This is a genomic window from Streptomyces durhamensis, from assembly GCF_000725475.1.
Taxonomy (GTDB): domain Bacteria; phylum Actinomycetota; class Actinomycetes; order Streptomycetales; family Streptomycetaceae; genus Streptomyces; species Streptomyces filipinensis.
In genome coordinates, this window is the sequence record NZ_KL647049.1 from 11,750 (window position 1) to 22,317 (window position 10,568).

Annotated in this window: 14 protein-coding genes; 8 read left to right on the plus strand and 6 right to left on the minus strand. The window is 68.3% G+C overall.

The window, feature by feature from the left end; all coding sequences use genetic code 11:
- The first annotated feature begins 289 nt into the window (after positions 1–289).
- Genes IO33_RS52010 through IO33_RS45640 form a run of 3 tightly spaced genes read left to right on the plus strand, consistent with a single transcriptional unit; the run spans position 290 to position 2,336 of the window.
- Complete coding sequence (locus IO33_RS52010; RefSeq protein ID WP_209439037.1) at positions 290–1,222, plus strand: hypothetical protein; 933 nt, start codon at positions 290–292, stop codon at positions 1,220–1,222.
- Positions 1,216–1,818: a hypothetical protein gene (locus IO33_RS53400; protein ID WP_245236100.1), complete on the plus strand. Its 603-nt coding sequence runs from the start codon at positions 1,216–1,218 to the stop codon at positions 1,816–1,818. Before IO33_RS52010 ends, IO33_RS53400 begins: the two co-directional genes overlap by 7 nt.
- Entirely contained in the window at positions 1,815–2,336 is a 522-nt protein-coding gene (locus IO33_RS45640; protein ID WP_245236101.1) for a DUF6262 family protein, read from the plus strand. Before IO33_RS53400 ends, IO33_RS45640 begins: the two co-directional genes overlap by 4 nt.
- Before the next feature lie 8 nt (positions 2,337–2,344).
- Here IO33_RS45640 and IO33_RS0143475 read toward each other — a convergent pair whose 3' ends face one another.
- Genes IO33_RS0143475 through IO33_RS0143485 form a run of 3 tightly spaced genes read right to left on the minus strand, consistent with a single transcriptional unit; the run spans position 2,345 to position 3,898 of the window.
- Entirely contained in the window at positions 2,345–2,761 is a 417-nt protein-coding gene (locus IO33_RS0143475; RefSeq protein ID WP_031174556.1) for an arsenate reductase ArsC, read from the minus strand.
- A gap of 31 nt (positions 2,762–2,792) precedes the next feature.
- Positions 2,793–3,527: an aquaporin gene (locus IO33_RS0143480; RefSeq protein ID WP_031174557.1), complete on the minus strand. Its 735-nt coding sequence runs from the start codon at positions 3,525–3,527 to the stop codon at positions 2,793–2,795.
- Positions 3,524–3,898, minus strand: a complete 375-nt coding sequence (locus tag IO33_RS0143485; RefSeq protein ID WP_031174558.1) for an ArsR/SmtB family transcription factor — start codon at positions 3,896–3,898, stop codon at positions 3,524–3,526. Before IO33_RS0143485 ends, IO33_RS0143480 begins: the two co-directional genes overlap by 4 nt.
- A gap of 106 nt (positions 3,899–4,004) precedes the next feature.
- On the opposite strand from IO33_RS0143485, the gene arsM reads away from it, so the two are divergent.
- Positions 4,005–4,892, plus strand: coding sequence for an arsenite methyltransferase (gene arsM, locus IO33_RS0143490; protein WP_031174559.1), 888 nt, complete (start codon positions 4,005–4,007; stop codon positions 4,890–4,892).
- A gap of 209 nt (positions 4,893–5,101) precedes the next feature.
- Here arsM and IO33_RS53720 read toward each other — a convergent pair whose 3' ends face one another.
- The 3 genes from IO33_RS53720 to IO33_RS0143500 form a co-directional block, all read right to left on the minus strand.
- On the minus strand, positions 5,102–5,224 hold the full coding sequence (locus IO33_RS53720; protein ID WP_280921971.1) for a hypothetical protein: 123 nt from the start codon (positions 5,222–5,224) through the stop codon (positions 5,102–5,104).
- 253 nt (positions 5,225–5,477) lie between these two features.
- Positions 5,478–5,864 carry an ATP-dependent DNA ligase gene (locus IO33_RS53405; RefSeq protein WP_051927341.1) on the minus strand — a complete coding sequence of 129 codons (387 nt, stop codon included), beginning with the start codon at positions 5,862–5,864 and terminating at the stop codon, positions 5,478–5,480.
- A gap of 496 nt (positions 5,865–6,360) precedes the next feature.
- Positions 6,361–6,732, minus strand: coding sequence for a MerR family transcriptional regulator (locus IO33_RS0143500; protein WP_031174560.1), 372 nt, complete (start codon positions 6,730–6,732; stop codon positions 6,361–6,363).
- Between the two features lie 95 nt (positions 6,733–6,827).
- Here IO33_RS0143500 and IO33_RS49055 point away from each other — a divergent pair, with 95 nt between their 5' ends.
- The 4 genes from IO33_RS49055 (at position 6,828) to IO33_RS0143520 (ending at position 9,675) form a co-directional block, all read left to right on the plus strand.
- Positions 6,828–7,661, plus strand: a complete 834-nt coding sequence (locus tag IO33_RS49055; RefSeq protein WP_078964187.1) for an SDR family oxidoreductase — start codon at positions 6,828–6,830, stop codon at positions 7,659–7,661.
- Between the two features lie 162 nt (positions 7,662–7,823).
- Positions 7,824–8,396 (plus strand): MarR family winged helix-turn-helix transcriptional regulator, encoded by a 573-nt coding sequence (locus tag IO33_RS0143510; RefSeq protein ID WP_031174562.1) that lies wholly within the window; start codon positions 7,824–7,826, stop codon positions 8,394–8,396.
- Positions 8,393–8,773, plus strand: a complete 381-nt coding sequence (locus IO33_RS0143515) for a hypothetical protein (protein WP_031174563.1) — start codon at positions 8,393–8,395, stop codon at positions 8,771–8,773. The genes IO33_RS0143510 and IO33_RS0143515 overlap by 4 nt, the downstream gene beginning before the upstream one ends.
- A 50-nt stretch (positions 8,774–8,823) precedes the next feature.
- On the plus strand, positions 8,824–9,675 hold the full coding sequence (locus IO33_RS0143520) for an arylamine N-acetyltransferase family protein (RefSeq protein ID WP_031174564.1): 852 nt from the start codon (positions 8,824–8,826) through the stop codon (positions 9,673–9,675).
- Positions 9,676–10,568 lie beyond the last annotated feature (893 nt).

Genomic DNA, 10,568 nt, shown 5'->3' on the forward strand with positions numbered 1-10,568 from the left:
CAGAACGATCCGGGACCGCAAGGCCAGAGCCTGAGCCGTCGACCGGCGACGCACCCACCCCTCAAGCACAGTCCGCTGGGCATCCGTCACCGACAACGGTGGGATCTTCGGTCCACGGCGATTCACACCAAACCAACGACGAACCTCTGACTCAGGTCACTAGTAGTGCTTCGTTAGGTTCTGGTTCTGCTGGTCGCCAGGGGTCGGCCGCAGGTGTTGCAGATGCCGGTCCAGCACCTCAGCAGGTCTTGAAGAGCCGCGCGCACACCGGGTGCTGGAGCTGGGGGAGGTGACAGATCCGGCAAGGGTGTACGACGACCTGCCCCGGCGCCGGAACAAGAACGCTGTCCAGCACGCCCGCGCGATCATCGCCGCCATGGGCATGCTCTCGGAGAGCCTGCGGGTGCAGCGTCCGGATCGCGGCGCGGTGCCCGCGGCACGGGGACGCAGCGACATTGTCGCCTTCACCCATCGCATGGGCTACTTCACCTCGACCGAGCAGATCAGCCCGGCCCGGCGCCTGGCCTTCACCCGGTTCGTCCGCCGGGTCCTGCTCCGCTTCCGCGCCCTCGACCTCACCTCGCCCGGACAAATGCTGGAGGGGATGCCAACCGACTTCGCGATCTCACCGGAAGACATGCCCGACGAGCCGGAGGACACTGAGGCCGGGCGTGACCTGCCGGAGGAGGTGATGCGCGAGCTGTGTGCCCGGTTCGACGAGCTGGAGGCCATGAGCAGTATCGAGGTGCGCGTCGCGACCGAGCTGCTCATCGACACCGGACGGCGTCCCGACGAGATCAACACCCTTGCCCTCAACTGCCTTGAGCAGGACTCGGACGGCTCTGACGTCTTGGTCTACGACAACCACAAGGCGTACCGGCTCGCCCGGCGCCTGCCGATCGGAGCCGAGACCGCCGCGACCATCCGCCGCCAGCAGCAGCGCGTCCGCGAACGCTTCCCCACCGCCGACCAGACCCGGCTGCGGCTCCTACGAGGCCCAAGACCAACCCGGAGGGCACCAAACCCCTCGTGGATATCTCCACCCATCACCGGGCCTGGGTGGACTCCCTCCCCGATCTCCTCGTGCCGGTCGTCGTCGTCCGCGCAGACAGCCGCGTCACGCAACTGGTGCCGTTCGACAGGACCCGGATCTTCCCCTACGCCTACCGGTACTGCTACGCCCAGCGGCACGCCGATGCCGGGGTCCCGGTGGACATGCTGAAGGAATTGATGGACCACCGGCTGATCAGCACCACCATGGGCTACTACCGCGTGGGCGCGGAACGCCAACGCGAAGCCGTGGACCGGGTCACCGCCCTGCAGTTTGACCGGCACGGCAACCGCGTCTGGCGTGCTGCGAAGAGTCTGCTCGACTCCGAACACGTCCGCCGCGCGATCGGCGAGGTCGCCACCCCCTACGGCGTGTGCCGTGAACCCTCCAACGTCGCGGCCGGCGGCCACGCCTGCCCACTGCGGTTCCGCTGCCTGGGCTGCGAGCACTTCTCCACCGACGTCTCCTACCTCCCCGACCTCCAGGCACACCTCTCCGACCTGCTCCGCAGCCGTGAACGCTTGATGTCCGCGTTCGAAGCCGACGGCTGGGCCCGGACCCAGGCCATGCCCTCACAGGAAGAAATCCGCCGGGTGCGCCGCCTGATCGAACGCGTCCAGACCGACCTCGAAGACCTCGCCCCCGAGGACCGCGCCCAGATCGAACAGGCAGTCACCCTCGTCCGCCGCAGCCGCACTGTCACGCTCGGCATGCCCCGTGTCCGCCAGCCCGTTCCCGACGTCCGCCCGACAAGGACCCCGACGTGACCTCTGCGATGAGCAACGGCCGCGAGGCCGGCACCGAACGGCGCCGCAGCCGCGTCCAGGAAGCCATCACGACTGCCGCGCGCCAGGGCAGACCCCTGACCGCATCGGCCATCGCCCGAGCAGCCCGTGTCGACCGGACCTTCCTCTACCGCCACCGCGACCTCTTGGAGCTCCTCCACGCGGCCGGCCTTCGGGCGGCTGGTCAGATACCAGAACCAGGGACGGCCACCAGGGCATCGCTGCAAGCGGACCTGGCCAACGCTAATGCCCGCGCCGCCCGTCTGTCCGCACGGGTCCAGCAACTGGAGAACCGCCTGTCCCAAGCACTGGGAGAACAGGTCTGGCGAGAGTCCGGCCTCGGAGCAACCGCCGATGTCGAAGAACTCCAACAGACGGTCACGCGCCTGGAACAGCAAATGGTCGAAGTGAGAGCGTCCCTGGAGGAACGGTCGGCCGAACTGGAGGCCGCCCGGGAAGCCAACCGGCAGCTGACCAGGGCCCTGAACCAGCGTGAATGACCCGCCAGTCAGCCGGGTGCTACTTCCGAGATCAGCACCCGGATGCGCGTCTCGATGTCGTCGCGGATGGGGCGGACAGCCTCGACGCCTTGCCCGGCCGGGTCGTCGAGCTGCCAGTCGAGGTACCGCTTGCCGGGGAAGACGGGACAGGTGTCGCCGCATCCCATAGTGATCACGACATCGGATGCCTGGACGGCCTCAGTCGTGAGAATCTTCGGGGTTTCGGCGGAAATGTCGATGCCGACCTCCTTCATCGCCTCCACGACGGCCGGGTTGACGGTGTCCGCGGGAGCCGAGCCGGCGGAGCGGACCTCCACGCGGTCGCCCGCGAGGTGGGTGAGGAAGGCGGCGGCCATCTGGGAGCGGCCGGCGTTGTGGACGCAGACGAACAGCACCGACGGGCGCGGCGTGGCGGAAGAGTTCATGAACAGGAGTTTCCTCGGGAGATCGGATCGGTCAGGAGACGGCGGGTTCCGGTTCGCCGTGCGGGACGACGACCTCATCCGCGGCGGGAACTGGGCGGCCGTAGAGCACGGCGACGGCCCCCAGCCCGACCCCGGCCCCCAGCAGCTGCGCCGCGATGAACGGGGCGACGGAGATCGGGGCGATGCCGGCGAAGGTGTCGGTGAACGTCCGGCCGATGGTCACCGCCGGGTTCGCGAAGGACGTGGAGGAGGTGAACCAGTACGCGGCCCCGATGTACGAAGCCACCGCGGCGGGGGCGAGCGCGGCACGCCCGATCCGGCTGAGGCCAAAGATCAGGAGGATCAGCCCGGCCGTGGCGACGACCTCGGCCAGCAGCAGGTGCCCGGCGGACCGGTCGTGGGCGGAGAACTTCACCAGCGGCTTGGCGAACATCGCGTCGGCCAGGACCGCGCCGCCGATCGCGCCCGTGATCTGGGCGGGCACGTATGCGGCGACGTCCCGCAGGCCCAGGCTGTCCGGACCGCGACGGCCGCTGAACCAGGCGGCGAGCGTGACGACCGGGTTGAAGTGCGCGCCGGAGACGGGCCCGAGCAGCAGAATGAGCACGCCCAGGCCGAGGACCGTGGCGAGGGAGTTGCCGAGCAACTGCACACCGATGTCGTGCGACAGCTCGGTCGCCTGGATGCCGGAGCCGACCACCACCGCGACCAGCAGCCCGGTGCCGATCGCCTCGGCGGCGACGCGACGGCCGAGGGAGGCGTTCACGCGGTGACTCCGGCGGGCTGGGTGGTGGTCAGGAACGCGGCGAGCTTGTCGAGGACACCGGGCAGCACCCAGTAGTAGACCCAGGTCCCGCGGCGCTCGCAGTCGATCAGACCGGCCTGGCGCAGGAGCTTGAGGTGGTGAGAGATCGTCGGCTGGGACAGGTCGAAGGCCGGAGTCAGCTCGCACACGCACACCTCCCCGTCTCGGCCGCGGGAGGCGATCATCGACATCAGGCGCAGCCGGACCGGGTCGCCCAGTGCCTTGAAGACTTTCGCCAGATCGGCGGCCTGGTTCTCGTCCAAAGGCGCGGCGGACAGGCCCGGGCAGCAGGCGGCGTCCTGGCCGATCACCTCAAGCTCTTGTTTCGACATGCCTCTATGTTGACGTTTTTCGATCCAGGGCGCAAGGTTGCATCAATGAACTTCAATACAAGCAGTTCCGGGGCACCGCCATGTCCCGTCACCCGGGGAGTGAATCATGAACGACAAGCCCACCGACCTGCGTGAGGCCGTCCGCCAGCGGTATGCCGCGGCAGCCGTGAAGGTCACCGAGGGCGCCACCGCCTGCTGCGGCCCCGAGCCGGTCGAGGTCGACGAGAACTTCGGCTCCACCCTGTACGCCGCCAACGAGCGCGACACCCTGCCCGCCGAGGCCGTCGCTGCCTCCCTCGGCTGCGGCAACCCCACCGCCGTCGCCGAACTGCGCGAGGGAGAACGCGTCCTCGACCTCGGCTCCGGCGGCGGCATCGACGTCCTGCTCTCCGCCCGCCGCGTCGGCCCCACCGGCAAGGCATACGGGCTCGACATGACCGAGGAAATGCTCGCCCTCGCCCTTGCCAACGCCGCGAAGGCGAACGCGACCAATGTCGAGTTCCTGAAGGGCACGATCGAGGCCATCCCTCTGCCCGCGCACACCATCGACGTGGTGATCTCCAACTGCGTGATAAACCTGTCCGTCGACAAGCCTGCCGTCTTCACCGAAATGCACCGGGTACTCAAGCCCGGCGGCCGGATCGGCGTCTCCGATGTCATCGCCGACGACACCCTAACCCCTGACCAGCGGGCCGAGCGCGGCGACTACGTCGGCTGCATCGCCGGAGCCCTGTCCTTCACCGAATACCGGGCGGGCCTGGAAGCGGCCGGCTTCACGGACATCGAAATCACTCCCACCCATGCGGTTGCCGACGGCATGCACTCCGCCATCGTCCGCGCCACCAAGCCGAACGCGGCAACCACCGCAACGTCGGCGACACAAGACACCTGCTGCGGCGTCACCGCCTGCTGCACCCCAACTGAACAGGCGACCGATCCGTCCACCACCGTCAGCGAAGCCAAGGGCGCCGCCGGGTGCGCCTGCCAAAGCTGAACAGGTGATCCCCGCAGAACGGCGCCATCGCTCGATTCAGCGATGGCGCCACCCCTGTTGTGCCCGACACTGTCAGCGACACTGACGCTGAGCTGCACAGGATCGTCGAACTCCACCTCAAGCCACAGCGCTTGCCCCAGAGAAGTTGATCTGCGCGGCCTGCCAGGCGGCCGAGGCCGCCGAGCGTCCCTCCGGCTTACCGGCGCGAGTCATCCGGCGGCCGGCACCGCGCCCTCCCCGAACGCCGCGACGTCTCCGGGCGCCACGTCCTCCCGGAGCCGCACGAACCGCACCGGGTGACGCCAGGCGCCCAGGTCCTGGGCGCGGTCCACGTCGATCTCACCGACCAGTTCCGGCTTGACGAGAACAACGTCCAGTGGAGTCCGGGACCCCCACGGCGTCCGCCGTCAGCGAGGCCTGGGCGGCGGGCCGGCCGGCGACGAGCCCGCCTGGTCGGGGCGCAGTTGGGTGCTGCGGGCCACGGGCCGCAACACGCCGTCCTGGTCGTACCGGCCCAGCAAGAGGCTCTGGGGGTGGTGGAGGGTGCCAGTGATCGCTCCGATGATGCCCGCCGGGAAGATACTGCTACTCCCTCCCGCGGATCACCGATCCCTCCTGGCCATACGGTTCCCGCAGCAGTTCCTGGCCGTCGACCTGAAGGACGTCGAAGACGATGACATGAGCGGGTAGCTCCTCGGCGAGCCGTACGGCCGTCCGCCCACTGGAAGCCGCGCGGCGCTGCACTGCCTCGAACGACATCCGGTCTTCGGTCCAGACGACCAGTTCGCCATCGAGGACAAGGCCATCGGGCAGCCCCACCGCGGCCTGGACCAGGTCGGGAAACCGGGCCTGGATCAAGATACCCCGACGCGACTGGATCAGCGCAGGGCCCGGCGCGGGGCTCGGCGTATAGACCAGTGCCCGGTACCCGTCCTTCTCCAGACTGGAGTGTGTCTCAGAGACATCAACCACGCACCGCGGGCGCCCGTGGCTGAGCGCACGCGGTGGTGCGGCGGTGTCTGCGCCGGGATCGCCGGCCTCGGCGTCCTACGGTGGCGGGCTTGTCGAATTCCGCGCAGACCGAGCGCACCACCGCCCACCGGTACCCAGAACGCGTCACCTACGACCGGCCCGAGTTGTACGCATCCGCCCGGCGGTCGACTTCGACAGCCCGGTGCGCTTCGCCATCGAGGCCCGCAGCTGCCCCACACCTGCAGCTCCAGCAGAGCCGAGTGGTCACACGCAGGGTTTCGCCCGCACCCTCGCTCAGAGTGTCAAACCCGACGGCTCCCACGCCAGCCGCGCCTCGACAGCCACAACCTTGCCCGCCGCCGGCGCCGACCGGGTGAAACCGACCGCGCACCCGGGAAGAGCCGAGCATGCGCGGCCGGAGAGGATCATGATGCGAGACGGTCCGACTGACGGCCGGGGCCACCCGACACTTGACGTTCCCAGGGGGATGGGCGACTCAAGCTTCACGGACGAAGGTCGCGCAGTCCGGACAGTCGTCGAGGTAGCGATGCCGACACTCGACGGTGTGCTGCAGGAAGGTGATGGCCTCCTGTCGCTGGACGACTTCTCCTTCAAGTTCAGCGATCTTCGCCCTCACGACCGCCTGCGCCACCGACTTCTTCGGCGCCATGGCGGCGGTGACCTCGGGCAACGAGAGACCGACGCGCCGCAGTTTCAGTACCGTGCGTGCCTGCTCCACCGCGTCGTCATCGTAGATGCGGTAACCGTTGCCGTCGCGACGTACGGTGAGTGCCCCCACCTCTTCCCAGTGACGCAGCACGTGGGCTTCGATTCCGAGTGCTGCGGCTACTTCTCCGATCGTCTTCACGGTACGCGCCTTGCCTTCATGTCGACTTGAACCCCTAGCGTCTCGATCATGCCTGATCCACTGGCCCCACGGGCTTCCCCTGCCGTCCATCGATACTGGTCACCGGCGCGACCGGCAACCTCGGCCGTGAGGTCGTTGACCGCCTCCAAGCCCACGGCGCGCACGTACGATGCCTTGTGCGTGATCGAGCCGCTCCGCATCCCGGAGTCGAGTGGGCGGTCGGCGACCTCACAAACCCCGCCGCCCTGCGCGCCGCGCTCGTCGGCATCGACGCCGTCTTTCTGATCTGGCCACTGCTCGACTCCGCCCTTGCCCACGACCTGGTCGCGGAACTCATCGCAGCGGCACCCCGTGTCGTCTACCTGTCCTCGACAGCCATCGACGACGAGGCCGATCGCCAGAGCGATCCCATAGTTCAGGTTCACGCGGATGTGGAAGCCCTGCTCCGCAATGCCGGCCTGCGCCCCACGGTGCTGCGTAGCGACACATTGGCGTCCAACGCCCGCGGCTGGATCCCACAACTGCAAGCGGGCGACGTGGTGTCGGGCCCGGACATCGCGCGCACAGCCGTCGTCGACGAGCGCGACGCCGCCGATGCCGCCGTAGCGGTATTGCTCGGACACTACGACCAACTCGACGACAAGCCGCCTCTGCTGACAGGACCCGAGGTGCTGGGTCGAGCCGACCAGGTCGCTCTTCTTGGTGTCGCACTCCGGCGCCGTCTGCGCTTCCAAGCGGCTACCGCTGACCTCTCACGGTCGCGCATGCTCACCGGCGGAGGTTCCGAGCAGCTGGTCGAGGCACTGTTTGCCGCTTCGCTGCGCCGGCCAGAGTCAAACCGCATCACCGATCACGTGGAGCGCCTTACTGGCCGACCGGCCGGCACCTTCGCACGGTGGGCCATCGACCATGCGGGCGAGTTCAGCTGACGGAAGAACCACGACACGGCCCGCCCAGCCACGACGAACGTGCTCATGAGACCTGGGCCCACCAGGCCCTGGCTGTAGCTGTGTTGCCTGCGGAGGGCTGTCGGCGGGGGGTTTGATCCGCTCCCCTTGACGGCACCTCACGGGATCGCATACTACTTCATTATGAAGCAGGTAACTAATTTCGAGCAGCTCGTCCAGGACGCGGACGGTTTGCTCTACGACCGTCAAGTCCGCGAAGCCATGGCCGAGTTCATGGCAGGGGGTGACACCCTGCCCCTGGAGGCGGCTGCCGCGGCGCGCGCCGCGCACAGGTCCGTTGAGCGGCTTCGCACCCACGGATCGGAAGGCCGTGGTCTCAGCGTGGGAGCCAGCGATGTCCTGATCCGGCTACGCACGCTCGGCGAAGCCGGTGCGAATCTCGGTGACCTCGCCCGTTCCACAGGCATGACTCCCCGCAACGCGACCGGCCTGGTCGACACACTCGAACGCGAAGGGCTCGTCCGACGCGACCCCGACCCCGGTGATCGCCGGTCCATCCTCGTCCGCATCACCCCGGCCGGCCTGACATGGCTGGACGAATTCCGGACACCGACAGAGCGGGCGATGACGGCGCTGTTCCATGGATTCACCGACTCCGACCTGCACCAGCTCCGCCACCTTTGCCTAAGGCTCGTTCAGAACCAGCAGCGCATCGCCGCCCACCTCACCGCCACCGAAAAGGTCAACCCCACATGACAACGGCCACGACACGCGCCACCGTCCGCGCCTACCACCATGCCCGCTTCCATGGCGACATCCCGGCCGCCGCCCGAACTCTCGGCGAGCCGTTCCACTTCCAAAGCCCTCTGCTGACCTCCGACAGCACGCACCAGCACCTGAGCGGCCTGGACGCGTTCCTGGGAATCGTGACCGGCGTCGATCTGGTCAGCGAACTGTACGGCGAGGACGAAGCAACCTTGGTCTACGACGTCCACACCTCGGTCCCGGCCATCGGCACTCAACGCACCGCCGAACACTTCCACCTCACCGACGGCCGCATCGACACCATCCGCCTCATCTTCGACGCCACTCCCTGGCATGCGGTCATGCAGGCGGCCGCCCCCTCGTCCTGACATCACGTACAGCTTCCATGTGATCATTCGTTCGAACAATGAGGGGGAGCATGATGGATATCGACGGGTATCTCGCCGTGCTGGGGGTGGCCCGACCGACGGCTCCGACCGCCGAGGCATTGTGGGCGCTGCACCGTGCGCAGGTGGAACGGGTCGCCTACGAGACCCTCGACAACCAGCTCGAACGCCCGACGGGCATCAGCGCCGAGGAATCCGTGTCCCGGATCCTGCGCGGGCGCGGCGGCTACTGCTTCCACCTCAACGGGGCCTTCGCCGCGCTGCTGACGGCCCTCGGCTACGACGTGACCCTGCACCGGGCCGGAGTGCAGGACGAGGTTGAGGACCCTGCGGGCCCAGGCGGTGACCATCTCGCACTCACCGTGGGGCTCGGCGGCGAGCGGTGGCTGGTCGACACAGGGCTCGCCGGCGGCATGTACGAGCCGCTGCCGTTGCGCGAAGGCACGTACACCCAGGGGCCGTTCACCTATGCCATGGCCCCGTCGGCGGTGGTTCCCGGCGGCTGGCGGTTCACCCACGACCCCCGTGGCGCCTTCACGGCGATGGTCTTCGCGCCCGAGCCCGTGGAGCTGTCCTCCTTTGCCGCGGAGCACCACCGGCTGTCCTCGTCCCCCGAGTCCGGATTCGTCAGGGTTCTCCAGGTCCAGCTCCGCGACGCCAAGGGCGTGGACATGCTGCGCGGCTGCATGCTGCGCCGGATCGACGCCGAAGGCACGCACGAGCGGATCATCGACGCGGCCGCCGAGTGGTACGGCGTACTGGTCGATGTGTTCCATCTGAACCTGGCCGATGTCGACGCCTCCGCGCGGGCCCGACTGTGGCACCGCGTCCGCGCCGAACATCGGGAGTGGGAGTGTGCGCGACAGCGTGTAACCACGCTCTGACGGCAGGTGGGGACGAGCGGGACGAACCCGCCGTCCCCGACTGAGCATCACGCATCTGGATGGGAGCCAGCCTGTATCGGGACGGTGTGGGCATACGCCTTCATGGTCTTCGGATCCAGGCGGTCCATCGCCAGACGGCGGAACCACGAGCACAGCGGTTCGACCGGCCGCATCGCATCGTCCAAGAGCACTGGTGTTCCAGCCGGCACCCTGTACCGCTCGAACAGCAGCGTCAGCTGCTCCCGGATCGAGCCCAGCGACCGACTCGACCTTCCAGACCTTCCGCCTGTCGGCGAAGAACAGCAGCACTCGACCTCCGTGCACTTACCGCCGTACGGCTGAGCAGCAGCTTGGTGGAGGTAGGAGCCCTGATCAAGCACGTGCGGTGAGACACAATTTCGTGTCTGGTGAACCGTCGAACTTCGGCTGAAAGACCAGGCCGCCGGGCAAGACGCCAGGAGGAGGCAGCCGGTCGCGGGCCTGCGCCAGCGTCGGTTCCACCGGCGGTCGCAGCACCATACGTCCGGTCTACGGCGCCGCCGTCTCCGCGACCCGACAGGCTCGGTCAGGTGTTCGCCGAGTCGCGGTGCGCACGGCCAGCGCGGTGACGAGGCGGGCGGAGGAAGCCGAAGACGCGCCGACGAACCAGCCGGACCTGGCCCCCGATCCCATGCAGGACTACCTGAACGCTTGGGGTGGGACTTGCGTACGGTCTGGCCGAGTGGATCTCGTCGCAGAGCACAACGGGACAGCCAGCGGCCCGTGAGACCGGGGGTGGTGGCAGCGAGGACGGTGTGTCGGCGTACAAGCGAACGTGCACCACCTCGTACGGATGAAAGTGCACCATTGTTGATGCGGTGACGGGGCGTCGGCCGTGAGTCTGCTGCTGTCGG

What these genes read in the sequence shown, in the direction of transcription:
- IO33_RS53400 (WP_245236100.1), top strand. Translation starts at nt 1,216, where the DNA reads ATGCTGAAGGAATTGATGGACCACCGGCTGATCAGCACCACCATGGGC.
- IO33_RS0143475 (WP_031174556.1), bottom strand. Translation starts at nt 2,761, where the DNA reads ATGAACTCTTCCGCCACGCCGCGCCCGTCGGTGCTGTTCGTCTGCGTC.
- IO33_RS0143485 (WP_031174558.1), bottom strand. Translation starts at nt 3,898, where the DNA reads ATGTCGAAACAAGAGCTTGAGGTGATCGGCCAGGACGCCGCCTGCTGC.
- arsM (WP_031174559.1), top strand. Translation starts at nt 4,005, where the DNA reads ATGAACGACAAGCCCACCGACCTGCGTGAGGCCGTCCGCCAGCGGTAT.
- IO33_RS0143510 (WP_031174562.1), top strand. Translation starts at nt 7,824, where the DNA reads ATGAAGCAGGTAACTAATTTCGAGCAGCTCGTCCAGGACGCGGACGGT.
- IO33_RS0143515 (WP_031174563.1), top strand. Translation starts at nt 8,393, where the DNA reads ATGACAACGGCCACGACACGCGCCACCGTCCGCGCCTACCACCATGCC.
- IO33_RS0143520 (WP_031174564.1), top strand. Translation starts at nt 8,824, where the DNA reads ATGATGGATATCGACGGGTATCTCGCCGTGCTGGGGGTGGCCCGACCG.